Annotated in this window: 28 protein-coding genes, 1 pseudogene and 1 other annotated feature; of the genes and pseudogenes, 9 read left to right on the forward strand and 20 right to left on the reverse strand. The window is 37.4% G+C overall.

Translation table 11 applies throughout. The features are described from left to right. Window positions 1–69: 69 nt before the first annotated feature. From C564_RS0104080 to C564_RS0104100, 5 genes are all read right to left on the reverse strand, one after another. The gene (locus C564_RS0104080) at window positions 70–264 is read right to left on the reverse strand and encodes a small, acid-soluble spore protein, alpha/beta type (protein WP_000168892.1); all 195 of its coding nucleotides are present in this window, start codon (window positions 262–264) and stop codon (window positions 70–72) included. A gap of 79 nt (window positions 265–343) precedes the next feature. After that, a complete protein-coding gene (gene thiI, locus C564_RS0104085) occupies window positions 344–1555 on the reverse strand; it encodes a tRNA uracil 4-sulfurtransferase ThiI (protein WP_003208697.1) in 1212 nt (403 codons plus the stop codon). Window positions 1556–1561: 6 nt separating this feature from the next. Continuing rightward, on the reverse strand, window positions 1562–2704 hold the full coding sequence (locus C564_RS0104090; RefSeq protein WP_018764504.1) for a cysteine desulfurase family protein: 1143 nt from the start codon (window positions 2702–2704) through the stop codon (window positions 1562–1564). A gap of 210 nt (window positions 2705–2914) precedes the next feature. Then, window positions 2915–4624, reverse strand: a complete 1710-nt coding sequence (ezrA, locus tag C564_RS0104095) for a septation ring formation regulator EzrA (protein ID WP_018764505.1) — start codon at window positions 4622–4624, stop codon at window positions 2915–2917. Window positions 4625–4866: 242 nt separating this feature from the next. Beyond that, window positions 4867–5697: a LysR family transcriptional regulator gene (locus tag C564_RS0104100; RefSeq protein WP_003201160.1), complete on the reverse strand. Its 831-nt coding sequence runs from the start codon at window positions 5695–5697 to the stop codon at window positions 4867–4869. Window positions 5698–5838: 141 nt separating this feature from the next. On the opposite strand from C564_RS0104100, the gene C564_RS0104105 reads away from it, so the two are divergent. After that, window positions 5839–6783, forward strand: coding sequence for a DMT family transporter (locus tag C564_RS0104105; protein WP_003201158.1), 945 nt, complete (start codon window positions 5839–5841; stop codon window positions 6781–6783). A 46-nt stretch (window positions 6784–6829) separates the two neighbouring features. Here the strand turns inward: C564_RS0104105 and refZ are convergent, their stop codons facing one another. Continuing rightward, window positions 6830–7468, reverse strand: a complete 639-nt coding sequence (gene refZ, locus C564_RS0104110) for a forespore capture DNA-binding protein RefZ (RefSeq protein WP_018764506.1) — start codon at window positions 7466–7468, stop codon at window positions 6830–6832. A gap of 149 nt (window positions 7469–7617) precedes the next feature. Here refZ and C564_RS0104115 point away from each other — a divergent pair, with 149 nt between their 5' ends. After that, window positions 7618–8097 carry a GAF domain-containing protein gene (locus C564_RS0104115; protein ID WP_003208691.1) on the forward strand — a complete coding sequence of 160 codons (480 nt, stop codon included), beginning with the start codon at window positions 7618–7620 and terminating at the stop codon, window positions 8095–8097. Window positions 8098–8139: 42 nt separating this feature from the next. Here the strand turns inward: C564_RS0104115 and megL are convergent, their stop codons facing one another. Then, window positions 8140–9330 (reverse strand): methionine gamma-lyase, encoded by a 1191-nt coding sequence (gene megL / locus C564_RS0104120; protein ID WP_018764507.1) that lies wholly within the window; start codon window positions 9328–9330, stop codon window positions 8140–8142. 352 nt (window positions 9331–9682) lie between these two features. Here megL and rpsD point away from each other — a divergent pair, with 352 nt between their 5' ends. After that, window positions 9683–10285, forward strand: a complete 603-nt coding sequence (rpsD, locus tag C564_RS0104125) for a 30S ribosomal protein S4 (RefSeq protein WP_003201150.1) — start codon at window positions 9683–9685, stop codon at window positions 10283–10285. A gap of 128 nt (window positions 10286–10413) precedes the next feature. On the opposite strand, the gene C564_RS0104130 is transcribed toward rpsD, so the two are convergent. The 7 genes from C564_RS0104130 to acsA all read right to left on the reverse strand — a co-directional run bounded on the left by C564_RS0104130 (window position 10414) and on the right by acsA (window position 15964). Further along, window positions 10414–10542, reverse strand: coding sequence for a hypothetical protein (locus C564_RS0104130; RefSeq protein ID WP_003201148.1), 129 nt, complete (start codon window positions 10540–10542; stop codon window positions 10414–10416). Between the two features lie 144 nt (window positions 10543–10686). Beyond that, window positions 10687–11943: a tyrosine--tRNA ligase gene (tyrS, locus tag C564_RS0104135; protein ID WP_003201146.1), complete on the reverse strand. Its 1257-nt coding sequence runs from the start codon at window positions 11941–11943 to the stop codon at window positions 10687–10689. A gap of 67 nt (window positions 11944–12010) precedes the next feature. Further along, window positions 12011–12236 (reverse strand) — a binding site (T-box leader). Window positions 12237–12313: 77 nt separating this feature from the next. Further along, window positions 12314–12559, reverse strand: coding sequence for a hypothetical protein (locus C564_RS0104140; RefSeq protein ID WP_018764508.1), 246 nt, complete (start codon window positions 12557–12559; stop codon window positions 12314–12316). Continuing rightward, entirely contained in the window at window positions 12540–13085 is a 546-nt protein-coding gene (locus C564_RS0104145) for an RNA polymerase sigma factor (protein WP_018764509.1), read from the reverse strand. The genes C564_RS0104140 and C564_RS0104145 overlap by 20 nt, the downstream gene beginning before the upstream one ends. Then, window positions 13066–13521 (reverse strand): hypothetical protein, encoded by a 456-nt coding sequence (locus tag C564_RS0104150; RefSeq protein ID WP_018764510.1) that lies wholly within the window; start codon window positions 13519–13521, stop codon window positions 13066–13068. Before C564_RS0104150 ends, C564_RS0104145 begins: the two co-directional genes overlap by 20 nt. A 66-nt stretch (window positions 13522–13587) precedes the next feature. Further along, window positions 13588–14145, reverse strand: a complete 558-nt coding sequence (locus C564_RS0104155) for a maltose acetyltransferase domain-containing protein (protein ID WP_018764511.1) — start codon at window positions 14143–14145, stop codon at window positions 13588–13590. A gap of 100 nt (window positions 14146–14245) precedes the next feature. Continuing rightward, entirely contained in the window at window positions 14246–15964 is a 1719-nt protein-coding gene (acsA, locus tag C564_RS0104160; protein ID WP_003201133.1) for an acetate--CoA ligase, read from the reverse strand. A gap of 180 nt (window positions 15965–16144) precedes the next feature. Between acsA and C564_RS0104165 the strand changes: the two genes are divergently transcribed. The 4 genes from C564_RS0104165 to C564_RS0104180 are packed head-to-tail and all read left to right on the forward strand — an operon-like array spanning window position 16145 to window position 19512. Then, window positions 16145–16777 (forward strand): GNAT family N-acetyltransferase, encoded by a 633-nt coding sequence (locus C564_RS0104165; protein ID WP_018764512.1) that lies wholly within the window; start codon window positions 16145–16147, stop codon window positions 16775–16777. Between the two features lie 17 nt (window positions 16778–16794). Then, on the forward strand, window positions 16795–17439 hold the full coding sequence (locus C564_RS0104170) for an acetoin utilization AcuB family protein (RefSeq protein WP_018764513.1): 645 nt from the start codon (window positions 16795–16797) through the stop codon (window positions 17437–17439). Next, complete coding sequence (locus C564_RS0104175) at window positions 17436–18602, forward strand: acetoin utilization protein AcuC (protein ID WP_018764514.1); 1167 nt, start codon at window positions 17436–17438, stop codon at window positions 18600–18602. The genes C564_RS0104170 and C564_RS0104175 overlap by 4 nt, the downstream gene beginning before the upstream one ends. Before the next feature lie 52 nt (window positions 18603–18654). Beyond that, window positions 18655–19512 carry an alpha/beta fold hydrolase gene (locus tag C564_RS0104180; protein WP_018764515.1) on the forward strand — a complete coding sequence of 286 codons (858 nt, stop codon included), beginning with the start codon at window positions 18655–18657 and terminating at the stop codon, window positions 19510–19512. A gap of 5 nt (window positions 19513–19517) precedes the next feature. On the opposite strand, the pseudogene C564_RS36075 reads toward C564_RS0104180, so the two are convergent. Beyond that, window positions 19518–19625 (reverse strand): annotated as a pseudogene (locus C564_RS36075) (DNA-binding response regulator); the annotation flags it as partial. 132 nt (window positions 19626–19757) lie between these two features. On the opposite strand from C564_RS36075, the gene C564_RS0104185 reads away from it, so the two are divergent. Together C564_RS0104185 and mscL are read left to right on the forward strand one after the other, a co-directional pair. Then, the gene (locus C564_RS0104185; protein WP_018764516.1) at window positions 19758–20684 is read left to right on the forward strand and encodes a Gfo/Idh/MocA family protein; all 927 of its coding nucleotides are present in this window, start codon (window positions 19758–19760) and stop codon (window positions 20682–20684) included. Window positions 20685–20841: 157 nt separating this feature from the next. Then, on the forward strand, window positions 20842–21240 hold the full coding sequence (mscL, locus tag C564_RS0104190; RefSeq protein WP_018764517.1) for a large conductance mechanosensitive channel protein MscL: 399 nt from the start codon (window positions 20842–20844) through the stop codon (window positions 21238–21240). A gap of 47 nt (window positions 21241–21287) precedes the next feature. Here the strand turns inward: mscL and C564_RS0104195 are convergent, their stop codons facing one another. The 5 genes from C564_RS0104195 to C564_RS0104215 form a co-directional block, all read right to left on the reverse strand. Continuing rightward, the gene (locus C564_RS0104195) at window positions 21288–21560 is read right to left on the reverse strand and encodes a DUF3917 domain-containing protein (protein ID WP_016116657.1); all 273 of its coding nucleotides are present in this window, start codon (window positions 21558–21560) and stop codon (window positions 21288–21290) included. Window positions 21561–22236: 676 nt separating this feature from the next. Continuing rightward, on the reverse strand, window positions 22237–23235 hold the full coding sequence (ccpA, locus tag C564_RS0104200) for a catabolite control protein A (RefSeq protein ID WP_003201117.1): 999 nt from the start codon (window positions 23233–23235) through the stop codon (window positions 22237–22239). A gap of 273 nt (window positions 23236–23508) precedes the next feature. Beyond that, window positions 23509–24579 (reverse strand): bifunctional 3-deoxy-7-phosphoheptulonate synthase/chorismate mutase, encoded by a 1071-nt coding sequence (locus C564_RS0104205; protein WP_003201115.1) that lies wholly within the window; start codon window positions 24577–24579, stop codon window positions 23509–23511. 355 nt (window positions 24580–24934) lie between these two features. Beyond that, on the reverse strand, window positions 24935–25261 hold the full coding sequence (gene ytxJ / locus C564_RS0104210) for a bacillithiol system redox-active protein YtxJ (RefSeq protein ID WP_026008457.1): 327 nt from the start codon (window positions 25259–25261) through the stop codon (window positions 24935–24937). A gap of 1 nt (window position 25262) precedes the next feature. Then, window positions 25263–25829 carry a DUF948 domain-containing protein gene (locus tag C564_RS0104215; RefSeq protein WP_026008458.1) on the reverse strand — a complete coding sequence of 189 codons (567 nt, stop codon included), beginning with the start codon at window positions 25827–25829 and terminating at the stop codon, window positions 25263–25265. Window positions 25830–25967 lie beyond the last annotated feature (138 nt).

A 25967-nucleotide genomic window follows, 5' to 3' on the forward strand; every position in this document is an offset into this window, starting at 1 on the left:
TTTAGTGATCTGTCGACATAAAAAAGAAGGAGCGAGAAACCCGCTCCTTCTAAGCCATCATATATGGAATTATTTATGGAAACCGCCTAATTGTTGTTCAGCTAGTGAAACTAGACGTTTTGTAATTTCGCCACCAACAGATCCGTTAGCGCGAGATGTTGAATCAGCTCCAAGTTGAACACCAAACTCTTGAGCGATTTCGTATTTCATTTGATCTAATGCTGCTTGAGCACCAGACACTGCTAATTTGTTTGTGCTTGCCATATGGTATCACCTCCTTGTGAGTATAGAGTGTGATAAACCATAGGACTTCATACATATCTAATGATGGTAATTTATGGTTTTAGAAAAGATCTTCAAATTGTTCTTCTTCGCTCACTTCTACTGTTTGTAATACCATCTTTTCTGTATTAGCAACAGCTTCTTCAATAAGTGATGTAAAGTCATATTTTGATTCAAAGCGATTTGCTTTTTCACGCTTCGGTTTTGTCGATGGACTTGCTGGTGTGAATACTGTACAGCAGTCTTCATACGGACGAATCGAAATATCATATGTTCCAATTGCATTTGCAACTTTAATAATTTCTAGTTTATCCATCGTAATAAGCGGACGAATTACTGGATAGTTTGTAACCTCATTAATCGTATGCATACTATCTAACGTTTGGCTCGCTACTTGTCCAAGACTTTCACCCGTTGTTATCGCAAGTGCATTACGCTCCTCTGCAATACGTTCTGTAATACGCATCATCATACGGCGCATAACTGTCATAGAATAACTAGATGGAATTTCCTTATTAATTGTTTTTTGCACTTCAGTAAACGGAACAAGGTGAAGCGTCACACGTTTACAATACTTTGTTAACTCTTGTGCTAAATCAATTACTTTTTGCTTCGCACGCTCACTTGTGAATGGCGGACTATGGAAGTGAACTGCCTCCACTGATACACCGCGCTTCATTGTTAAGAAAGCAGCTACTGGGCTATCGATCCCACCAGAAAGAAGTACCATTACTTTTCCGCCAACGCCAACTGGTAATCCGCCAGCTCCCATGCGCTCATCACACATAATATAGCTATAACCGCTGCGAATTTCTACACGAACATTTACATCTGGATTATGAACATCTACTGTAATGTCTTCTGTATTATCTAAAATATAGCCGCCAATCTCCGGAAGCAACTCCATCGTCTGCATCGGGAAGTGTTTATAAGAACGGTGTACTGTAATTTTAAATGTTTTAACATCGCCTTTTACTTGTAAGAAAGCAGCAAGCGCTCCTTTTTTAATGTCTTCTAATTCTGACGGTACTTTCATTGCTAAGTTAAACTTATGAATACCAAATACATCTTTCAATCTCTCTGCAATCGCCTCATGATCTTCACCATTTAACTGAATGTACATGCGGTCGTGTGTTGCATCGATTTTGATATTTGGGAATTTCTTTAATTTAAATTTAACGTTATCTTTTAACGTGTTTACAAACTTAGAACGGTTTTTTCCTTTTGTCGTCATTTCTCCATAACGAACTAAAATATATTCATATGTCATCATATTTCTTTACCTCATCACTTCATATAATTTTGGCAATGTTTCTTTTATAATTTCTTCAAATTGTGTTACTTCTTCCATCGTATTTTCAGGTGCTAAACTAATGCGAATCGCACTCGCTGCTGCAGCATGCGGTATTCCCATTGATACTAACACACGACTCACTTCATTTGCTTTTGAGGAACAAGCTGATTTGGTTGATACATATACGTCACGTTCTTCTAGAGCATGAACCACTACTTCTGGTTTCAACCCAACGAATGATACATTTAAAATATGCGGCGCAGCATACGCAAGCGATGTATTAATTGTTACATCTTCCATTCCCTCTAAGAAACGTACGAGTTCTGCTTGCAATTTCTGTAAGTGGTCACTCTTTTCTCTCATATGTTCCATTGTCATACGTAGTGCCTTTACCATCGCAACAATACCAGGTAGGTTCTCTGTACCCGAGCGATAACGCAGCTCCTGCTGACCACCTGATAAAATCGGATCTAATCTTACACCATCGCGTACATATAAAAGTCCTGTTCCCTTTACGCTATGAAATTTATGTCCAGATATCGAACAAAGATCAATATGAGAAGCATATAAATCAAGTGGTACTTTTCCAATTCCTTGTACATGATCCACATGGAATCTTATTTTTGGATAGTTCGCTAGCAATTCACCAACTTCAGAAACAGGTTGAATCGCCCCTGTTTCATTATTCACATGGATCATTGAAACAAGGATTGTATCCTCACGAAGCGCTCGTTTTACATTTTCTACTGATACAATACCATGTTCGTTTACAGGTAAATAGGTAACATCAAAGCCGAGCCCTTCTAATTGTTTATATGCTTCAAACACAGACGCGTGTTCAATATTTGTTGTAATAATATGCTTACCACGAGAGCGGTTCTTCATCGCTATTCCTTTAATCGCAAGGTTATTCCCTTCCGTTCCACCCGATGTGAAGATAATCTCGGAAGGCTTAACATGAAGAAGCCCTGCTGCAATCGTTCTCGATTGTGTTAATAAACGCTCCGCTTCTCCCCCGAGCGAATGAATAGAAGAAGGATTCCCAAAATATTTTCCTGCAACCGTTACGTAAGATTGAAGGACTTCTGGATATGGTTTCGTCGTCGCACTATTATCAAAATAGATCATCGTTCTTCCCCTTTCAGCGCTGTCACATCATATAATCATATCACAAATACGTGCAATTACGCTAAACATACTCAAAGGTTCCATTTTTCAATACAGAAGTATACTTCTATATTTTGAAACGAAAAACACTGCTGTATTCCGCTATTCATTATAGCAATATCGCTCTAGAATTTACACAGATCCAGTGCAAAAAAACAAACCCCTTTTTCATCAAGGGGTTTGTTCATTATCAACAAATTCAGCAATTTTTTGTACAACACCAGGTTCAAGTTGTTCCAAAACAGAAGCTGCTTGTTCTAAAGCTGCATCATATTCATATTCGCGGAACAATCTCTCTGCATTCTCTAAGCTTTGCGCCAAATCCACATCATGACTACGGTAGCGATTACCATATTGGATTAGCTTTTCTACTAAGTACGCTTGTCCAATTAACTCCTGCGTCTTTTCATATACACCGTTTACCATTGTATATGTTTCTTCTAACATACTATTTACAACATTCATATTTAGTGGTTTTAATTCTAACTGCTCATATACACCTTGCATTGCCTCTTGTCCTCTTTGTAAATCTTCCATAATGCTTTCTGGAAGACCTGGTAAGTTAGACTTTTGCATAAAGCGTTTAGCTTCTATGATCATATTACGCATTTCATTTAATTTCTCACGCGCTTCAAATTCTTCTTTACGCATCATTTGCAACATATCTTTATACTCTACATGAAGTACCTTCAATGTTTCACATTGCTCATAAATCTCTTCCAGTTCTTCACGAATAACAGAGAATGCAATATCTTGCTCTGCAACACGTAATTGCAATACTTCAAATCGTTTCATTAAAATATGCATTTGTTTTTCAATCAACTTTTGTGATTCAATGTCTTTGTCTTGCAGCTGATAGCTTTGTTTCACAAATTGCGTTTCGGATTTTGTCTCAATTGCTTTTTCATGAATTTCCTCTAAATCTTCGTAAATACTAACTGACTTTTTCTCTACATAATGCTTCGCATGTACTTCTTGTTCTAATTGATCATACAACATATCCAAACGCTTTTTTAAGCCTTCTATTTTCTCGTTTACTTCTGTTATATGAAGCTCTTCTAAATCAATCAGACATGTTTGTAGTTGTTTGTTCATATCCCGTACTTCTTTAGGGATTTCTAAATGATTTAATACATACCCTTGTTTTTTCATATCATCGTGACCTTGTAATAAATCATCCAATTGTACCAGTAATGTTGCTTGACACTCCACTAATAAATCAGGAATTTCATGAACGATAATTTCTAAGTTCGCCAATCCATCTTCCAAACTTTTTACAATATCACGTGCCTTTAAATAATCACCGTTTGCCGTTGTCTCGTCAAACTCTTGAAACTTCGCTGATTCTATATCAAGTAACTCTTCAATTTTCTGTTCGGATTGTCCAAACATATGACGATGAGCCAATACATTCTTTTTCATACTACGATATGTATCACGTAAACCTTCAATTTCCGAACTATTTTTCTCATAGCTCTCTAATAATTGCTGTAGCTCATTTAAAATCTCCGTAATGCGGTTATCCGCTTCATCTAAATCACGAATGGATTCACTCATCAAACGCTTTGCTTTTCGGAAGGAAAATTGTGAGGCTGACTTTTGGGCATTTTCTAATGTTTTATCAGCTTTTGGCAGAAGGTTTGCAACAATTTCATCCCATTCTTCACGCCACTTTCCAAACAGTTCCTCTGTTTGTCCAGTCATATTTAAATCCTTAACCCGTTTCAATTCATCTGCAACAGGTTTATCTTTGACTTCTTGTTTCCACTGCTCAAGTGCTTCAATATCTTTATATAAACGATTTCTTATCACGAGCTCTATCATGAGCAGCACTAGAATAGAGCTTACTACGATGATAACGATCGTCAGAATAGAATCCATGTAAAATAGCCTCCTATTATATCTCTTTTTTTGTCCGTTCCGTTTATGAAATGGAAGGCATTATGTATAAAAAGGGAAATCCCCTATATTTAACAACTAACAATGTACTAATCATACCATGTAATGACGTGTTTTTGACCTAGTTTTTTTTAAAATTTCTTGTTTCTTTTGTTGCGTTTGTAATATTCCTTCTAAAAATTTCTCGATTTTCTTTTTCCATACTCCGCTGCATTTATAAACATTTACTGGAAAGACTGTAATAAAGATACACCTTCTCTATGGGATATAAAATAAACCACTCTCGTTAACGTTGGCTCCACATGTATAATACGAATCCCATCTTGCACTGCCTGCTCCACTGCAATTTTTGGCAACAACGTAATACCCAGGCCAGCCCGAACCATCGCAAGCATCGGCTCAGCGTAGGATGTTTCTACGGCGATAGTAGGCGTAACACCTATCCCTTTGAACATTGTCATAATCATTTTTCTAATATCGCAAATTTCCGGATAAATAATAAGTTTTTCATGCTGCAAATCTTTTATTTGAATCGTATGTTCATCTTTATAGGCATGTTCATCCGAAACAACACAAACAATATTTTCTCTTCTTACTTCTTTTACAAGCTTTGCTCCTTCCACGATTGAATCAACTAACATTGCGTCAATCTTTCGCTCCCGAAATAATTCCATTAGCACTTTCGTATGTTCAATTTGCCATTCTACTTCATATATTTGTTCTAATGTACCTCTGCATTTTGATATGTAATGAGCAGCTAAACTCGGCAATACCCCAATTGAAATCTTTTTCTTCTCTTGATACTCTTTCAACTCTCCTTTCACATCATTTATTTGTTCTATAATTGGCTCAATCCGTTTTATAAATAGCTCCCCAGCCTCTGTTAATTCCACTCCTTGTGCAGACCGTTTTAATAACTTGACTCCTAAGTCCGCCTCTAATCTTTGAATTTGTTTACTGAGGGCTGGCTGCGAAATATGCAGAAGTTTACTCGCTTTCGATAAACTTCTTGTATGTTTCACCTCAATAAACGATTGTACTGCTTCAAAATCCATATGATACACACCTCTAACCAAAAGTTATAACCGCTATAAAAAATCAATATTTCCTATCCATAGAAAGCGAGCGCTATACTCATCTCATGCTTATTTTTATGAACTTACTATAATATCGGAATAAAAAGGAGAAAGATACTCGTGAGTAAAAAACAAATGCTACTTGGGTCCCTTTTATGCTTACTTGCCGTAACAGCTTGGGGATTTATGTTTCCTGTTATGGCCAGCGCTCTGCAGTTTATAGATCCATTCTTTTTCACAACAATCCGCTATGGATCCGCAGCTATTATTTTTACTGTTCTTCTCTTCATGATTGAAGGAAAAGTCGCTTTTCACTTAGAAAAACAAGCTCTCCATTTGTTATTTTATGGTACAGTCGGTTTTGCCGGATACGGATTTCTTGTTTTCTATGGACAGCAATTAGCAGGACCTTCAGGGGCTATTCATGCAGCCATGATTCAATCTCTTATGCCGCTGCTTGCTTTACTATTACAATGGATCTTAAAAAATAAAAAACCACAAAACTATACATTTCTTTGTATGCTTTGTGCACTTATCGGTGTTATGCTTGTCATTTCAAAAGGTAATATTCACCTATTATTTGGAGCCGCTAGTCATGTCTCCACAAATCTATTTATGTTATGCGGCGTGATGTGTTGGGTCATTTATACAAATGGTGGTTCCCGTTTTCAAAATTGGTCACCGCTTCGATATACAGCACTTACTTGCTTATTCGGATCCATTTCACTCGTCCTTATTGTGGCTTTGCTAACGTATACAAACTTGATTTCTGTACCGCCTCTCCATACAATCGTCACAGTTCGCTTTGAGCTATTTTATATGTCGATTATCGCAGGAGTTATCGCCGTCTTTTGTTGGAATATGGGCAATCGATATATTTCATCCATTAACGGTATTTTATTTATGAATTTAGTTCCTGTACTGGCACTTATCGGATCGATTTTTCGAGGCTATAAAATTGAAGAAATTGAAGTAATTGGAGCGATGATTACCATTATCGCTTTACTATGCAACAACTTATGGCAACGAAAGCAAGAGCGTATCCAAGAAGAAATCACTTCTTGAAAAACACGCCAAAAAATATCCCCACCTAAAATATGGCGGGGGTATTTTACATATGGACTGCTCTCGGTAACGGATAATACATATGCGTTAAACATAATATTTGTTCCATCCATTGCTCTACTTCTTTCGTATACATTTCCAAAAAGAATGTTTCTGATGGAAACGAATGCAGTACCTCCGATATATATTGTGGATATAAATACGGCATGTTTATCATGCCCTTTAATTGCGTCATAAACATTGTAAAAGACACCTTTTGAAACTCTTGCTGCACTTGCCCCTGCTTAATGATTTGCTCTATATAATATCTTTCTTTAGAAAAATAAACAGTCATCACTTCCCGGATCAACGTTGTATCAATTGAAAGCTCTCGGTAAAAAAAACGAGTAAGTTCCCTATGCTCAAACTGATAGCGTAAAATTCCTCGTACAATTTGATTCATCACTTCTTTAGCTGGCAAATACTCTCTTTGTTCAAATGACCTTTCAATTACCTCGACATATCCTTCTAAAAAATCAGTTATAAGCTGTTCTAATAAACCTTGCTTTCCAGCAAAATAATATGAAATATTAGCCACATTCACATCCGCCCGCTTTGCAATATCTCGCACCGATGTTCCATCGTACCCTTTCGTATAAAACAATGAAATTGCCGCATCAATTACCTTTTGTTTCGTCTGCTTCATGCGCTCACTTCCTCTCACCCTGAACAGCTATAATGTAAATTTCTTGACTTTTAAGACAAATTCCTTTAATTTTCTATCGACAAAGTCATATGAAATACAGCGTATTTTGCTATGATTTTACATTTCTCGATAGAAAGGGTGCCGTTTCCATGTTTACAAAAGAAGGTTATGCAGGATCACGTGAGCAGCAATATGAAACAGTAATCAAACAACTTAATGCATTGTTAACAGGTGAATCAAATGTGGTCGCAAATTTAGCAAATGCTTCTGCTCTTTTAAACCAATTTTTAGAGCGTATTAACTGGGTTGGCTTTTATGTGACAGAAGGAAATCAACTTGTACTCGGGCCATTTCAAGGAATGCCTGCGTGCGTTCGTATTCCATTTGGACGCGGTGTTTGCGGCGTAGCAGCTGAAACAAAAACAACGCAACTTGTTGCAGATGTTCATCAATTTCCAGGGCATATCGCTTGTGACAGCGCTTCTAATTCCGAAATTGTTGTACCGATTATAAAAGAAGGCACCGTCATCGGTGTACTCGATATTGATAGTCCTGAAAAAAATCGTTTCGATGAAGTGGATCAGCACTACTTAGAGAAGTTTGTGGAAACGCTCCTAAAACATATGTAAAAGATGCGAGCCATCTATTTAGTAAATCGATGGCTCATTTTTTCATTCCCCATTCACATGAGAAAATGCATTCGATTGCTTCTGGAACGCGTACGCTAAATCCGAGACAATATCCTCCCATGATTCTAATCCAACAGATAAGCGTATTAAATTATCAGAAATGCCCATTTCATGGCGTACTGCCGCTGGAATGACAGCGTGCGTCATCGTTGCTGGATGTTGCACTAACGTCTCTGTGTCACCAAGACTCACCGCAATTGTAATAAATTGCAATTCATTCATGAATGCCTGTGCTTCTTCTTTTCCACCTTTAATCGTAAATGAAATCACACCGCCTCCGCGCTTCATTTGAGACAATGCTATTTCTCCTTCTGGATACCAAACTGCCTCAACACTTTCGTGATTTTTCAAAAAGGCCACGACTTTTTCCGCATTATCACAGTGCCGGTCCATTCGTACAGCTAACGTCTTTAAACCACGCAGCAAAAGCCATGCATCAAAAGGCGCCATAATTCCGCCAATATCTTTTCGAATCGGCCGAATTTGTTCAGTTAGCTCCTTCGTTTTACAAACCGTCACACCAGCAACAACATCACCGTGACCGCCAATATATTTTGTAGCACTATGAAGAACAACATCACAGCCGAGTGTAAGAGGCGTTTGTAAATAAGGCGAGCAAAATGTATTATCGACAATGACAAGCAGTTCATTTTGTTTTGCCACTTTAATAACCTTTTCTAAATCGATGAGCTTCATTGTCGGATTAATGGGCGTTTCAACAAATATCAACTTTGTATTTGGACGCATACTTGCCTGAATCTCTTCTTCCGTTTCCATATCACATAATGAATGTGTAATCATAAACTTCTCTTCTAACACTTCTAAAAAACCGTACGTACATCCATACAAACCGTTTGAGCAAATGATATGATCTCCAGCACGTAAAAATGCGAGAAGTGTCGCCGAAATTGCGGCCATTCCAGAACCGAACGCTAACGCCGATTCTCCTCCTTCTAAAACAGCCATACGCTCCTCAAACAATTCCACAGTCGGATTTCCAAGTCTTGAATAAATGTAAGATGGGTCCTGCCCAGCGAAACTTGCTTCTCCTTGCTGCGCTGTTTCAAATGTATACGTTGAAGTTTGAAATAGCGGTGGCGTTAAACTCCCTTTATGCATCTTGGAATCATACCCGTGATGAATCAGCGCTGTTTCTATCTGTTTCTTTTTCATACAAACATCCCCCTTATGTTTCTATTTTATGTAAGCGTTTTCTATCTGTTGCTATCCTTTCTTTCATGTTGTTTTAAATTCCTTCTTGTAATTTCCAAACTTTACATGTATAAAACAAAATACGAACTCACTTGACGAAATAAGATTCAAAAGATATAATAGCGTTTGTGTAAAATAAAAAGGCAGCCTTGTAATGTGAGTTTATTGTTTGTATTTTGTTCCTCTTGTGTGAGGTGTATCTCGTAACTCCCTGCTGCTGGAGCGAAGGTACATGAAAACAAAATGCGCATAAATGTCGATTACGTCTGTTTTTATTTTACGAAAATAAAAACACTTAAAGGAGGAGTCAACTATGGCTCGTTATACAGGTCCAGCTTGGAAACTGTCTCGTCGTCTTGGAATCTCTCTAAGCGGCACAGGTAAAGAATTAGAAAAACGCCCTTACGCACCAGGTCCTCACGGTCCTAACCAACGTAAGAAACTTTCAGAATACGGTTTACAATTACAAGAGAAACAAAAACTTCGTCACATGTACGGCATGACTGAGCGTCAATTCCGTCGCACATTTGACCAAGCAGGTAAAATGCCAGGTAAACACGGCGAAAACTTCATGATCCTTCTTGAAGCTCGTCTTGACAACCTAGTTTACCGCATGGGCTTAGCTCGCACTCGTCGTGCAGCTCGCCAATTAGTAAACCACGGTCACATCATGGTTGATGGTGCTCGCGTAGACATCCCATCTTACCGTGTAAAACCTGGTCAAACTATCAGCGTTCGCGAAAAATCTAACAACCTTGTTGTTGTTAAAGAAGCGATCGAAGTTAACAACTTCGTACCAGAATACTTAACTTTCGATGCTGATAAATTAGAAGCTACTTTCACTCGCTTACCAGAGCGCGCTGAATTAGCTGCTGAAATCAACGAAGCGTTAATCGTAGAGTTCTACTCTCGTTAATGACGAAAAGCCGATCCTTTGGATCGGCTTTTTTCGTTCTTATAGCACTTATTAAAAAAGGATGATAACGAAAGCGAACGCTATCTTTATCATCCTTTTTTAACTTACCCTTATATATAAAATAAAGTTTATTTATCTTCTTGTTTCTCCACATACACATAAGCATCTTTAGGATTTTTATGTACATCACTTTGTGTATTCTCCGCAAGCTGACCAGCATTTAGCAAAGAAAAGATGATGAGCGCTTCTAGTGACATTTTCTTTTACCACTCCTTTCTTTTATCTTATACATATATCATACTCCTCACTTGTGATTTCCGTATGAACATAGAAAGAAGATTAAAACAAAAAGGCTTTGAGGAGTATGTCTCCCCAAAGCCTTTTTTATAAACCTGTATTGATTAGTAACGAATTAAGAAATATTTCTTTTTACCGCGGCGGATAATTGTAAATTTACCTTCAATGCGGTCTTTTTCTGTTACAACATAATCTAATGCTTGTGTACGCTCACCGTTTACGTAAATTGCACCATTTGTTACATCTTCACGCGCTTGGCGTTTTGATGGTGAAATTTTGCTTTCAACAAGCAAGTCGATTAATACTGTATCTTCTGCACTGCGTTCTACAGATGGTACATCTTTGAAACCTTGCTCAATTTCGTTTGCAGTTAGTTCAGCTACAGAACCGCTAAATAATGCTGCAGAAATTTTAATTGCTTGCTCTAATGCTTCAGCGCCATGAACAAGTTTTGTCATTTCAGAAGCTAGTGCTTTTTGTGCTGCACGTTTTTCTGGCGCTTCAGATACTTGTTTTTCTAACTCAAGAATTTCTTCATGAGATAAGAATGTGAAGTATTTTAAGTATTTTACAACATCGCGGTCGTCTGTATTGATCCAGAATTGGTAGAACTCGTAAGGAGTTGTTTTCTCTGGATCTAACCAAATTGCGCCGCCTTCTGTTTTACCAAACTTCGTACCATCAGATTTCGTAACAAGCGGAATTGTTAAACCGAATGCTTTCGCATCTTCTTCTGATTTACGAATTAATTCAAGACCAGCTGTAATGTTACCCCATTGGTCACTACCACCAATTTGCAGGCGGCAACCTTGTTGTTGGTATAGATTTAAGAAGTCGTATGATTGTAAAATCATGTAACTAAATTCAGTAAATGAAATACCAGTCTCTAAACGAGATGCTACTGTATCTTTTGCTAACATATAGTTTAAACCGAAGTTTTTACCGATGTCGCGTAAGAATGTAATTACATCTAAGTTACCAAGCCAATCATAGTTATTAGCCATCGTTGCTGGATTTTCTACATTTTCAAACTCTAAGAAGTTTGAAAGCTGATTTTTAATACTTTCCGTGTAGTAAGCAACTGTATCTTTCGTATTTAATGTACGCTCTGCTTTTTTACCACTTGGGTCACCGATCATACCAGTACCGCCACCTACAAGTGCGATTGGTTGATGACCAGCTAGTTGGAAACGACGTAACATTAATACTGGTAACATATGACCAATGTGCAAGCTATCTGCTGTCGGATCAAAACCACAGTATAATTTAACGCTTTCTTTTTCTAATAATTGTTGTAAACCTTCAGCATCTGTTTGCTGATTAATTAGTCCGCGAAATTCAAGATCTTGTAAAATACCCATATCCTACATACTCTCCTTTAAATTAATCGAGCGCGAAATTTGAAAACATAAAAAAATCGCCCCTCAAATAAGGGACGATTTTGATTATCGCGTTACCACCCTAGTTGCAGGCAAAAGCCTACCACCTCATTCACATAACGGCTCAGCACCGTCTTTTCCCTTTTGAATACGATTCAATCGAAAAAAGATGCTCTAGGGGCGTAATTCGCGATCATCTATGTGCTGATTTTCACCGACCATCAGCTCTCTAAAACAGGGAAATGATCACTACTTCTCCCTTTCCACGCTCAATTATTTATATACTTTTCTTTATACCATCATTTATATAGGCATGTCAAATAGAGCTGGAAGTTTCTCGATATTCCATTCCTTACAGACTCGCGATGAATATCGTAATCAAAGAAAGAATCGGAACACTAGCTAATAACGATACATGAAACACAATTGATAAATCATTTCCAATCGTTGCTTCCACAGGATCTTTTGCTGGAGAAGCCAGAAAACGTAAAAAACGATCTCCCATATTAACTTTTTGCGGAAAATCAGGAATTTCCACATGATCGCTATCTAAATGCTGTTTCAATCTATATTCCTTATCAAAGGGATTTTCGTTCAATTTCATCCACCTCCAGCAATTGTTTCAATTTCTTAATGCCGTTATGAAGCCTAGATTTCACCGTTCCTACAGGAATATTAAGCACCTCTGCAATTTCCTTTTGCGGCATATCATGATAATAAGAAAGAATAAGGACAGCCCGCTGATCTCGAGGAACTTTCAAAATTGCCTCTCTTACGGTGAGCCGGTCTTCTTGTGAAAACTCCTTCTCCTGAATCGGTACTAAAAACGGTAAAAGAGAGCGCCACTTTTTTCTTCGATTCAATTTATTAATCATAAGGCGATAACCGATTTGAAACAAATACGTTTTAATTTTCCCCTTTTCAATCTCATACATATGCTTCTTACGTTCTAACATTAAAAAAGTATCTTGAACGAGATCTATACTCAATTGCTCATCACGGTTAAATCGATACAAAATTTTATATAGCGCTGGTTTGATCAAAACATATCGTTTTTCTCCAGCCTGCTTATCTCCATTTTGATACGCAAGCATGAGCTCTTCCTCAATCCCAATCTGCGCCATGTTTTTTAATCTCCTTTATTCCTTTTAGCGTTAAAGAGATTCGGCTAACTAAATAAATACTTGCGACTAATGTCCAAACCTGCGCTTGATTCGTAAAAAACTGTACATATGGATTTTGAATTGTTAATCCGCTTAAAACTAAAAAATTAAGCACCTGTACACATAGACAAGCATATGCCGCAATACAGGCAGAGATTGTATCAAATACATTCCAGCGAAAGTAAACTTTTGTTTTTGTAAAATCAATTTTATTCCCCTTTTTTCTCACAATATATTTCTTATCAAAAGGAATAATGATAGAAAACATAACAATCATAATAATTCCGGCTGTAATCATTGAAACCTTAAATCCAATCGCCATAGGCAATAACATACCACAAGAAAATACGACTATAATTCCTATTAAGGCAAAAATAAGCATCCATTTATTAAACATATAAAGGCCTCCCTCGTCTATTGTTTCATAAATGTATACAGATGAGGGAGGCACTTGGTTCAAGGCTTAATTTATTTTTTTTATTATTTTCGCAGGATTTCCACCAACCACAACGTTATCAGGTACATCCTTCGTTACAACTGCACCCGAAGCAATAACAGCATTATCACCAATCGTCACACCCGGATTAATAATGGCTCTCCCGCCAATCCAAACGTTATCCCCAATTGTTACTGACTTCCCAAACTCGGCACCACTTATGCGCTCGACCCAGTCAAGTGGATGTGTTGCTGTATAAATGTGGACACCTGGAGCGAGCATACAGTTCTCACCAATTGTGACAGGACATACATCTAAAATGATGCAATCAAAGTTCGCGTAAAAGTTTTCTCCAACATGAATGTTGTAGCCATAATCACATTTAAAAGAAGATTCAATATGAATGTTGTCACCTGTTGATCCAAATAATTCTTTTACAATTAAACTACGCTCTTCATATTTTGTTTCCGGTGTTTCATTTAATTTTCTTGTTAATATACGAGCATGCTCCCTACCTTCTACTAACACTGGATTAGCAGATACATACATTTCCCCTTGTATCATTTTTTCTTTTTCTGTTTTCATGATAGCATCCCCTTCAACACGTATATATAAGTTGTTCATCCTTTATGATAGCACAAAAAAAGAAAAGCCTGAACGAAATATACGTTCAGACCTTTCTTTCTTAATCTTCCATTGTTGATAAGTCACCTGTTGGTAAGTTTAGCTCCCACGCTTTTAACACGCGTCGCATAATTTTACCACTTCTCGTTTTCGGTAGTTTATCTCGGAACTCAATTTGTCTTGGCGCTGCATGAGCTGCAAGTCCTTTTTTCACAAATTGACGAATCTCTTCTTTTAATTCATCAGATGCTTCATAACCTGCGCGCAGTGCGATAAACGCTTTAATAATCTCACCGCGCACTGGATCTGGAATACCGATTACACCAGCTTCTGCTACCGCAGAGTGTTCAATTAATTTACTTTCTACTTCAAATGGACCAACGCGCTCACCAGAAGTCATAATGACATCATCAATACGCCCTTGGAACCAGAAATATCCATCTTCATCCATATAAGCAGAGTCACCTGATACATACCAATCTCCCGGCATAAAGTAAGACTCATATTTTTGCGGATTGTTCCAAACTGCGCGCATCATCGATGGCCAGCCCTTAGCAATCGCTAAGTTCCCCATTGTATATGGCGGTACTTCATTCCCTTCATTATCAACAATCGCTGCTTTCACACCTGGAATCGGTTTCCCCATTGATCCTGGGCGAATTTCCATACAAGGATAATTACAAATCACTTGCGCACCTGTTTCTGTCATCCACCATGTATCATGAATTCGAAGACCAAATGCGTTCATTCCCCAGCGAATTACTTCTGGGTTTAATGGTTCACCAACACTTAGTACGTGACGGAGTGCTGATAAATCGTATTTCTTAATCGCTTCTTCGCCAGCTCCCATTAACATGCGGAATGCTGTTGGCGCACTATACCAAACTGTTACACCGTAATCTTGCAACGCTTCGTACCATGCCTCTGGACTAAAGCGTCCCCCTAAAACGACATTTGATCCACCTACTAACCACGGCGCAAAAATCCCGTAAGCAGTTCCTGTTACCCAGCCTGGGTCAGCTGTGCACCAGTATACATCGTCTTCTTTTAAATCAAGCACCCATTTTGCCGTTTGATAATGCTGCACCATTGCATTCTGTGCGTGAAGAACACCTTTTGGTTTCCCTGTAGAACCGGATGTATAATGAAGAATTAATCCATCCTCACGGTCTAACCATTCGATTTGAAGTTTGTTAGAAGCTTGTTCAAATAATGGATTAAACGCAACAAGTTTTCCGCCTTCTTCTGCATTCTCTCCAACAAGAAAGACTGTTTTTAACGCTGGTAAATCATTAAGCGGGACACGCTCTAACAATTCAGGCGTTGTAATTAACACTTTCGCTTCGCTATCTTCTAAACGATCGCGCACCGCTCCTTCCATAAATGCTTCAAATAACGGACCAACAATTGCTCCTAATTTCACTGCACCAAGAAGTGCGAAATATAATTCTGGTGAACGCGGCATGAAAATAAAAACGCGATCTCCTTTTTCTACATCACCATAGTTTTTCAGGACATTTCCCGCTTTGTTGGAGAACTCCTTCATTTCTTTAAATGTATATTTCTCTTTGCGCGATCCATTTTGATAATAAAGTGCCACTTTATTTTTCCGATCAGATTTCGCATGTTTATCAATTGCCTCATATGCCATATTTACTCGCCCTGTTTCATACCAAGAAAAGTTTTTATTAACTTCTTCCCAGTTGAAACCTGCATATGTTTCTTCATAATTCAACAAATTATTTTCTCCTTTAATAACTGGAAGCGTTTCTACTTTCATACTTTACATCTCCCTCCTATGTATTCTATTATCTATTATAATAACATTATTTAAAATTTTCAGTATTTTTGTTGATTTTTAGACAAATTTTTACTGACAAAATTCGATTCACATCGCATATATTATAAAGTACGATAATATATAGTAGATTCACAAACCCTCAAGGTGGTGAGCAAAACATTGATTCATAAAAAAATATATAATGCAAGAAACTTAAAAACAACGCGAGGAACCTTAATCATTGAAGGTCCTGTATCTACCCATAATCTTGAAATGTATGAATTTCATCCAGACTTAGTTGCCTTTCGTCCCGCTGATCAACAATATAAAGCGATTGTCGAAATTTCTAAATTACCAGAAGCTCGTCTCATTATCGCAAGACATGACCAAACAATTGTCGGATATGTTACATATTTATATCCTGATCCGCTAGAACGATGGTCAGAAGGAAACATGGAAAACTTAATTGAACTCGGAGCAATTGAAGTCATTCCCGCATTTCGCGGATGCTCGGTTGGAAAAAATCTATTAGAGGTTTCGATGATGGATGATCATATGGAAGATTACATTATATTAACGACTGAATATTATTGGCACTGGGATTTAAAACAAACCGGTTTAAATGTTTGGGAATACCGTAAAGTAATGGAAAAGATGATGAATGCCGGCGGACTAGAGTGGATGGCAACAGATGATCCAGAAATTTGTTCCCACCCAGCTAACTGTTTAATGGTTCGTATCGGCAACCGCGTCGATACAAATTCCATCCAAGATTTTGACCGTTTACGCTTTAAAAATCGTTTTATGTATTAAGAAAGGGGACATATGGAATGATTGTAGAAGAAATTATGAATCATGATGTAATCGCACTGCACCCAGATGACACAATCGAAACCGCAATTCGAACAATACGTACAAAGGGCATTCGTCACATTCCAATTGTTGGTCATAACAACAACGTAGTCGGTATCATTTCTGACCGCGATGTACGTGATGCAAGTCCTTCAATTCTCGATGAACAAGTTTCAATGGATATGCTTAAACAACCGATTCAGTTAATTATGAAACAGCCAGTAATGACGTGTCATCCTCTCGATTTTGTTGAGGAAATTGCGACGTTATTTTTTGAAAATAAAATTGGCTGTCTTCCTGTTACAAAGGGCGGAAAGCTTGTTGGAATCATATCAGAATCCACAGTATTACATACACTCGTCAAACTTACAGGTGCCCATCAGCCAAGTTCACAAATTGAAATTCAAGTGAAAAATGAACCTGGTATTCTCGGAAAGGTAGTTGCTATTTTTAGTGATTTACATATTAATATTGTGAGCGTTCTCGTCTATCCAGCAAGAGATGAGAATGATAAAGTACTCGTTTTCCGCATTCAAACGATGAATCCTCTAAGAGTGATCGAAACATTAGAGCAAAAAGGTTATCATGCCTTATGGCCAAACATAATGGGGATGCAGGCATGAAGAGTGCCTTCATTTATTCAGATGATTTTCGGGGCTATTCCTTTAGCCCTGAACATCCCTTTAATCAGCTTCGTGTTACACTCACCTACGATTTACTAGAAAAGAGTGGGCTGATTCACCCTTCTCAAGTCATTCCACCGCGAATGGCAACAGATGAGGAGATTGCTTTCATTCATACAGAGGAATACATAAATGCGGTAAAACGTGCTGGAGAAGGAAAATTAGAAAGATCAATCGCCATGTCATACGGTCTTGGAACAGAAGATACACCGATGTTTCCAAATATGCATGAAGCGAGCGCATTACTTGTTGGCGGTACATTAACAGCTGTAGATGCCGTTCTTTCAGGTCAAGTAAAGCATGCATTAAATTTAGGTGGTGGCCTGCACCACGGATTTCGCGGTAAAGCATCTGGTTTTTGCATTTATAACGATAGCTCGATTGCTATAAAATATATGCAAAAAAAATATGGATTGCGTGTTTTATACATTGACACAGATGCCCATCATGGTGATGGTGTACAATGGTCCTTTTATGATGACCCTAACGTCTGCACCATCTCACTACATGAAACTGGGCGCTATTTATTTCCTGGAACCGGCGCTGTAAACGAGCGCGGTCAAGGTGTTGGCTATAGTTATTCTTTTAACGTTCCACTCGATGCCTTTACAGAAGACGAATCTTTTTTACAATCTTATCGTACCGTGGTAAAAGAAGTCGCAGCTTACTTTAAACCGGATATCATTTTAACGCAAAACGGAGCCGATGCACATTATTACGATCCTCTTACTCACCTTTGTGCAACGATGCAAATTTATCGTGAAATTCCAAAGCTTGCTCATGAAATCGCCAATGAATACTGCGACGGACGCTGGATCGCCGTTGGTGGTGGCGGCTATGATATATGGCGCGTCGTTCCAAGAGCATGGGCACTTATTTGGCTTGAAATGAACAATATCCAGAACATCTCAGGTTATCTCCCCCCAGAATGGATTGAAGCTTGGAAAGGACAAGCACCTATTGAACTTCCCCTCACATGGGAAGACCCTAACAACATGTATAGCCCTATCCCTCGAAAGCCAGAAATTGAAGAAAAAAATGCATTAACAGTGGCAAAATCCCTTGAAATTATTCGGAATAATACGAAAAAGGCTTTATATTAAATGATAGGAATAGGGGACTTTCTCCTATTCTTTTTTATGAAAGGTGATATTTATGTGGGAACAAAAACTCTTACATACAAAGCGTGGTACTTTTGAAGTATTTATAAAAGGCAGCGGTGACCCACTATGCGTTACACATCATTACTCCGAGTTTAACGAATCTGGTGATTATTTTGCTGGAATCTTTCCTTCTACTCACCAAGTATTTCTTATTAATTTAAGAAATGCTGGTCATTCTGCGAAAGCTACAACGGAACATGAATTAAGTATGAGCGAAACAATTGAAGATTTAGAAGCAATAAAAGAATCACTGCACCTTTCAGCGTGGCATTTCGCTGGTCATTCTACAGGTGGTATGCTTGGTCTTCTGTATGCAATTACCTATCCTATCTCCTTGCAATCCTTAGTTGTTGTTGGTGCCGCTGCTAGTAACTATACAGAAACAACAGATTGTATTTATCATCCAAGCCATCCACAATTTCAATATATGCAAGATGTCATCGAAGAATTGAAACTCCCTAATCTTACACCTGAAGAGCGAAGTGTATTATCAGCTGAACGAACAAAATTATCTTTATATGAGCCAGAACGCTATAAAACATACTTCTCGAAACCGATTTATAAAACAATGGCTGTGAGTCGCATGAACGCTTTCGCTAAAGAATACCCACAATTCGACTTAAGAGATCAGCTTTCATCTATTACAGCAAAAACATTAATCATTTGTGGAAATCATGACGTTCAGTGTCCGGTGCAATATTCTATCGAGATGCACAAAGGTATACCTGGTTCTATCTTTATTCCGTTTGAACATAGCAACCATTATCCTTTTTTAGAAGAAAGCGATCATTTTTCGTCTATTATTAAAACTTTCTATAAACCATTACAGCACGAAAGCAGCAGGTACTAAATCACTTGCTGCTTAATCATATTTCCAGATAATCGTTCATAACGAGCGATATGTGCTTTTACTCTTGCAACTCATTCACTTGAACTGAACGGCTTTGTAATATAATCATCCGAAGTGCTTGCAGTAAAAGAGTACTTCGGGTATATCAAAACTTTAATCTTTGTTTCCTTCTAATACATATGCTACAGTATAGTTGCTATACAACTATACAACTTATAAAAATCCATAGCAGGGTGGGAAAACATATGAATAAACCTCGGATTGGTATGATAGGACTAGGCAACATTGCTCAAAAAGCTTACCTTCCAACACTTACAAAGGAAATAGATTGGACATTTGTGGGAGCGTTTACACCAAACGCTGAAAAACGCAAACAAATCTGTAAGCAATATCGTATTCAAGACTTCTCTAATTTACAAACTCTCGCTTCAGAATGTGACGCAATATTTGTCCATAGTTCCACTGCAACACATTATGAAATCGTTTCCGAACTTCTTCAAAAAGGAATCGATGTTTACGTTGATAAACCATTAGCTGCCACTGTCGAACAGGCTGAAAAATTAGTAGAGCTAAGCGAAAAACATAACCGAAAACTTATGGTTGGCTTCAATCGTCGCTTCGTTCCAATGTACGTTGCTGCAAAAGAACAAGCAAATGATATTTCATGGATTCGTATTGAAAAACATCGCACAAACAAAGTTGGTCCATATACATATGACTTCACAATGCTTGATGATTATTTACACATCGTCGATACAGCACGCTGGTTAGCTGATGATGATCTTCGTGTTGTTCATAATATGATACAAACTAACGAAAAAAATGAACTCTTTTATGGTCATCATACGTATACAAGCACAAATGGCACATTACTCTCTACTGCTATGCATCGCCATGCCGGAACAAATTTAGAACAAATCGAACTTGTGACAACAGGGAAAATCATTCGTGTAAAAAACATGAACCTACTAGAGATTGAACAAGATAATCGCATTACACAAAGCGGTTCCCCTTCATGGGAAACAACATTAAAACAACGCGGATTTGAGGATGCTGTGCAGCATTTCATCGATTGTGTACAAGGGGATACAAAGCCACTAGTTGATGGAGTAGAAGGATTAAAATCCCAACAAATGCTAGAATCATTATTACAATCTATCGGAAAAAAATAAATCACATAATTTGGATTTTATAGAAGGAAACGGATACACTTTTCAGAATTTACTTTCATTCCCATTTTCCCTTTATTTCTATCACAAACTTCTATAGAATATGTTGATAGGAATTATAAATTTCATACTGAGTCGTGGAAAGGATGGGGAATAATACATGTTGAATGAATTTAAAAAGTTCGCTTTAAAAGGGAATGTTATGGATTTAGCTGTCGGGGTTATAATCGGTGGTGCATTTGGGAAAATTGTTTCTTCATTAGTGGGCGATGTTATCATGCCATTGGTCGGATTACTACTTGGTGGAGTAAACTTCAAAGGACTTTCCTTTACATTCTATGACGCACAAGTTAAATATGGTGCATTTATTCAAACGGTTGTTGACTTCTTAATTATCGCATTCTCTATCTTCTTATTCATTAAGCTATTCAACAAAGTAACATTCAAAAAAGAAGAAGAAAAGAAAGAAGAAATTCCAGAACCAACAAAAGAAGAATTAATTCTTGGCGAAATTCGCGACTTATTGAAACAACAAAATACTTCAAAAGACAACGCATAATTGAACGGATAAAAAGCATGCCCATATAGGACATGCTTTTTTATATCTTATAGCGTTTCCGAATTCATATGAATGAACAAAATAATACCGGCAACCACTAATATCATAATAGAACCTGCAAATAATGTAATTGCAACAAATACGAAGCTTGTGCTCAAATTCACTGAAATACTTTCAATAAAAATAGAAGTTACATACGTGATAAGGGCAATTCCTGCAAGAATACTTCCTGGAACAAAGCGCTTTAGACCATTTTGTTTTAACGTCATATATGCAAAAACAGTAGTCATACAAAGCGTAATCATCCAAAGAACGATCATCTTTTCTTCCCCCCTCACAAACCTTTTCTTTCTATTATACATGACATTTCGTAATTGTAGGGAATTTTACCGGTGAATGCCCCCTCCCTACCACATGGACTATGTCCTGCAAGTGCTTGAGGAAGGGGATGAATGTTGGAGTACTATTAAACAGAGTATGCTAGAGGGAAGGAGATATAGAGAATTATCGTACTTTACAAATTGATGATTTGTTAGCAGGATTCAAAATAACTGCGCAAATGTGTATAGATAATAATCTGCGTAATACAGATGAACTATGGGCGTTTATTGAAAATAATTAAGATCATAATCCATGTTATTCTTTTTTATTCGTACAACTAAGAAGAATCAGTTGCTTTGAGAAATAGAAAAGTGCAGAGTTATGAAAATTCCTTCTCATAACTCTGCACTCCCCTCTATCTTTAAGACAATTCATGTAAACGAATGACACGCGAAAAATAAGGCAATATATCTTGATTATGTGTAACAACTACTATTGTTTTTCCTTTTTCATTCAATTGTTTCAAATACTCTAGTATTACTTTTTCATTTTCAACATCTAAGCTAGCCGTAGGTTCATCTGCTAGTATTAAATCACTTTCTTAATGAAAGAAATTACATCTTATATCATTAGAACAAAAAAAACTCACAGGATTCCCTGTGAGTTTTCCTATTCTTACTTCGTTGAATCTCTAAATTGAATACGGTGAGGTAAGATAACTGTATGATCTTCTACGTTTTCTTTGTTCATGTATTTTGTAAGTAGACGCATTGCTACTGCACCGATGTCATACATTGGTTGTACAACTGTTGAAAGCTGCGGGCGTACCATTAATGCAAGGCGTGTGTTGTCAAAACCAAGTACTTCTACGTTTTCTGGTACATTTAATCCTGCATCTTGTGCTGCATGAATTACACCTAGTGCCATTTCATCTGAAGATACAAAGATTGCTGTTGGTTTTTGATCAAGTTCCCAAAGCTTTTCAAATGCTTCTAGACCTGAGTCGTATGTGTAATCTCCGTCGATTACAAGATTTTCATCATAAGCGATACCAGCTTCTTCTAAAGCTTTTTTATAACCTTGTAATTTCTTTGCGCTTCCCGCTTTATCAATGTAAGGGCCTGATACAAAACCAATACGTTTATGACCCTGTGCTAAGAAATGCTTCATTGCATCATAAGCTGCTTGTGTATAATCGATATTTACTGATGATGTTTCATTGTTCTCATCAAATGATGCTGCTAAAACGATTGGTACTGGAGACTTTTTAAACTCTTCTACATGAGCATCTGTAATATCTTCACCCATGAATACAATACCGTCCACTTGTTTACCAAGCATTGTATTTAATAAATGGAACTCTTTTTCTTTATTTTGGTCAGAGTTACTTAAAATGATGTTATATTTGTACATTGTTGCGATATCTTCGATTCCACGTGCAAGTTCTGCATAAAACGTATTAGAGATATCTGGAATAATAACACCTACTGTTGTTGTTTTCTTACTTGCTAGTCCACGTGCTACCGCATTTGGGCGATATCCTAAACGATCAATTGCTTCTAATACTTTCTTTCTTGTTGTAGGCTTTACATTTGGATTACCGTTTACAACACGTGATACGGTTGCCATCGAAACATTCGCTTCGCGCGCTACATCATAGATTGTTACGTTCATCTCTTCGCACACTCCTTCTATATTATGTTATCTATCTTTATGTATCGGTTCACTAAAATGAAAAAAAGACATCAACTCTACTTGAAGATGTCACTCCCGAGTCCTTTTACTAATGATACGATAAAAATGCAGGCTCATACAATATTTTCCCGCAAAAGTTTCGAAAAAATTCGCTTCTTTTCTCCTATTTTCGTATTTTTTATGTAAAAAAGGACATTTTCTGCAAAAAAGTCTATGCAACAAGTGTCACATAGACCCTACAGCCCCTTCTGACTATCTACCGCGGAATGCTTTTAATTCTTTCATAAACTCATTGAATTCTGGAATATCCATTTGTTGCGCTGAATCTGATAACGCAACAGCCGGGTCCGGATGTACTTCAGCCATAACCGCATCAGCACCGATTGCCATCGCTGCTTTTGCAGCTGGTAATAAGAGATCACGTCGTCCTGTAGAGTGCGTTACATCCACTACGACAGGTAAATGTGTTTCTTTCTTCAAAATTGGCACAGCAGAAATATCAAGCGTATTACGCGTTGCCTTTTCATACGTCCTGATGCCGCGCTCACATAAAATAATATCTCCGTTACCTTGTGCAATAATATATTCTGCCGCATACATAAATTCTTCAATCGTTGCTGATAAACCACGTTTTAACAATACTGGCTTTTTCACCGATCCAGCAGCCTTGAGTAGATCGAAGTTTTGCATATTACGAGCACCAATTTGAATGACATCAACATAATCTAATGCCCTTTCAATATCATTCGGATTTAAAATTTCACTAATGACCGCTAAATCATATTCATCCGCCACTTGTCGTAAAATTTGCAAGCCTTCTAAGCCAAGCCCTTGGAAATCATACGGCGATGTACGAGGTTTGAATGCACCGCCGCGCATTAGCTTTAACCCTTGTTCCTTCATTGCTTCCGCAACTTGGCGCACTTGCTCATAACTTTCAACCGCACATGGTCCCATAATAAAGTGAGGATTGCCATCACCAATTTTTTCACCTTTTATATCAACAATCGTATCCTCTGGCTTTGTCTTACGTGAAACAAGGAGTGCTTTACGGTGATCATCTTCTTGTAATTCTAGGCTTGTTTGAAAAATTTGTTTAAAAATATGTTGAAGAGTTGATGTTTCAAACGGTCCATCATTCTTCTCAGCAATTAAATCAAGCATATTACGCTCACGTACAGGATCAAATCGTTTCACACCTTGTGCTTCTTTCAACTTACCAACCTCTTGAACAAGACGACCTCTTTCATTTAATAATTCTAAAATTTGTAGGTTCATTTGATCAATTTGAGAGCGTAAACGATCTAATTCTTGTGATGCCATAAGAAAACCACCTCTTTCAAGTTATATATAAAGATTACATTATTATCATGGTTAAGATAATTTATTATATCCGATAGATATCAGATTGTCACATGATATACATTGTAAATGGAATCGTTCTCTTATTTGAAATATATATTGTTGCCTTTCACTTACACAAAGCATACTCAACCTTCACTCGTTTTCTCTCTTTGTTTTCACTTGGCATGGGAGCAGAAGAGGCTCTGACCACTTCTATGCATGAGTAGATCCTCTCTTCCACCTAAAAAGAACAGTTTTCTATCAGTTTTTCAATCTGTATTTACATAGTTCATGAATCCTAAAAAAAGAAGCAAGCGTCTCCGCTTACTTCTCCCTACTTCACATTCTCTTCTAAAGTTTGCTTCTTAATATTCCAATGGGATGTATGCCATACCGCTACCCCATCTTTTATATATAGCACTTGCGGCGACTCATGTTTAATACCAAAGTGCTCTGCAATACGATTCGAAACATCTCTTGCATCTTGTACGTATAAATAATAAGTAGGTGTTTCTTTTGCATCTTGACAATATGCCTCAAATTCTGCGTAGGCTCCTTGGCTAATTGGACATGTTGTACTATGTTTAAAAAGAATATATGGTTCCGCTGTTTCTAATAATGCTTCAAACTCTTCCATTGTTTCGATTTTTGTCATGCTCACTTTATTCACCTCTCATACGAATTGGAAGTCTAGAGCGCTTCTCTTTTTTCTCTTTTTTCTCTTTTTTCTCTTCCTTCTCTAGCTTCTTCTCAGCTTTTTCTAATTTCTTCTCTTGTCTAGTAGCACGAAAATGATTATACACTTCAATCGCTGCACTACTCCATTGTACAACTTGTGCAACTTTGTCTGCATTATTTTCAATTTCATTTGTTACAGAATCTGATACATTGCGAAGTTTCGTATTTAAAGAATGAATTGTTGTTCCAATTCCATCTACGCCTTCTACTACTTTATTTAATGACTGAGATTTCTGCTGAATATCATCAGCTAATGCATTCGTCTTATGTAATAATTGTTCTGTCTCTACGCTTATCCCTTGCATTTGCTTCTCTAAGCCTTCTAATGTACTTGCAACATTTTCTAACGTCTTCTGCAATGATAATAATGTTCTACATGTATATATCACTAAAATTGCAAAAGCAACGGCAGCTATAGCTGCACTTACGTATAAAAGAACTTGCATTTCATCACTTCCTTTATCTTTTTCATACTTTCTCCTATTATACAATCATTTTCCGTTTCGTTCTAATCCTTGTGATTTCATTAGAATTTTCACACTTGTTCGTCAAATGTACCATAAATCATTAAACAAATTCCAGCAAGTAGGGTACAATAAGGAAGGATACATAATTAGTAGGGAGGCTTT

Source organism: Bacillus sp. 105MF, from assembly GCF_000374885.1.
GTDB lineage: Bacteria > Bacillota > Bacilli > Bacillales > Bacillaceae_G > Bacillus_A > Bacillus_A pseudomycoides.

Bases quoted from the DNA above. Each gene is read 5' to 3' on its own strand.
- C564_RS0104205 (WP_003201115.1), bottom strand. From the start codon at position 24,579: ATGGCATCACAAGAATTAGATCGTTTACGCTCTCAAATTGATCAAATG.
- rpsD (WP_003201150.1), top strand. From the start codon at position 9,683: ATGGCTCGTTATACAGGTCCAGCTTGGAAACTGTCTCGTCGTCTTGGA.
- C564_RS0104100 (WP_003201160.1), bottom strand. From the start codon at position 5,697: ATGGATTTTGAAGCAGTACAATCGTTTATTGAGGTGAAACATACAAGA.
- C564_RS0104180 (WP_018764515.1), top strand. From the start codon at position 18,655: ATGTGGGAACAAAAACTCTTACATACAAAGCGTGGTACTTTTGAAGTA.
- C564_RS0104170 (WP_018764513.1), top strand. From the start codon at position 16,795: ATGATTGTAGAAGAAATTATGAATCATGATGTAATCGCACTGCACCCA.
- thiI (WP_003208697.1), bottom strand. From the start codon at position 1,555: ATGATGACATATGAATATATTTTAGTTCGTTATGGAGAAATGACGACA.
- C564_RS0104080 (WP_000168892.1), bottom strand. From the start codon at position 264: ATGGCAAGCACAAACAAATTAGCAGTGTCTGGTGCTCAAGCAGCATTA.
- tyrS (WP_003201146.1), bottom strand. From the start codon at position 11,943: ATGGGTATTTTACAAGATCTTGAATTTCGCGGACTAATTAATCAGCAA.
- ccpA (WP_003201117.1), bottom strand. From the start codon at position 23,235: ATGAACGTAACAATCTATGATGTAGCGCGCGAAGCGAATGTTTCGATG.
- refZ (WP_018764506.1), bottom strand. From the start codon at position 7,468: ATGAAGCAGACGAAACAAAAGGTAATTGATGCGGCAATTTCATTGTTT.
- megL (WP_018764507.1), bottom strand. From the start codon at position 9,330: ATGAAAAAGAAACAGATAGAAACAGCGCTGATTCATCACGGGTATGAT.
- C564_RS0104155 (WP_018764511.1), bottom strand. From the start codon at position 14,145: ATGAAAACAGAAAAAGAAAAAATGATACAAGGGGAAATGTATGTATCT.
- C564_RS0104090 (WP_018764504.1), bottom strand. From the start codon at position 2,704: ATGATCTATTTTGATAATAGTGCGACGACGAAACCATATCCAGAAGTC.
- C564_RS0104115 (WP_003208691.1), top strand. From the start codon at position 7,618: ATGTTTACAAAAGAAGGTTATGCAGGATCACGTGAGCAGCAATATGAA.
- C564_RS0104175 (WP_018764514.1), top strand. From the start codon at position 17,436: ATGAAGAGTGCCTTCATTTATTCAGATGATTTTCGGGGCTATTCCTTT.
- C564_RS0104130 (WP_003201148.1), bottom strand. From the start codon at position 10,542: ATGTCACTAGAAGCGCTCATCATCTTTTCTTTGCTAAATGCTGGTCAG.
- mscL (WP_018764517.1), top strand. From the start codon at position 20,842: ATGTTGAATGAATTTAAAAAGTTCGCTTTAAAAGGGAATGTTATGGAT.
- C564_RS0104195 (WP_016116657.1), bottom strand. From the start codon at position 21,560: ATGATCGTTCTTTGGATGATTACGCTTTGTATGACTACTGTTTTTGCA.
- ezrA (WP_018764505.1), bottom strand. From the start codon at position 4,624: ATGGATTCTATTCTGACGATCGTTATCATCGTAGTAAGCTCTATTCTA.
- C564_RS0104185 (WP_018764516.1), top strand. From the start codon at position 19,758: ATGAATAAACCTCGGATTGGTATGATAGGACTAGGCAACATTGCTCAA.
- C564_RS0104145 (WP_018764509.1), bottom strand. From the start codon at position 13,085: ATGGCGCAGATTGGGATTGAGGAAGAGCTCATGCTTGCGTATCAAAAT.
- C564_RS0104150 (WP_018764510.1), bottom strand. From the start codon at position 13,521: ATGTTTAATAAATGGATGCTTATTTTTGCCTTAATAGGAATTATAGTC.
- acsA (WP_003201133.1), bottom strand. From the start codon at position 15,964: ATGAAAGTAGAAACGCTTCCAGTTATTAAAGGAGAAAATAATTTGTTG.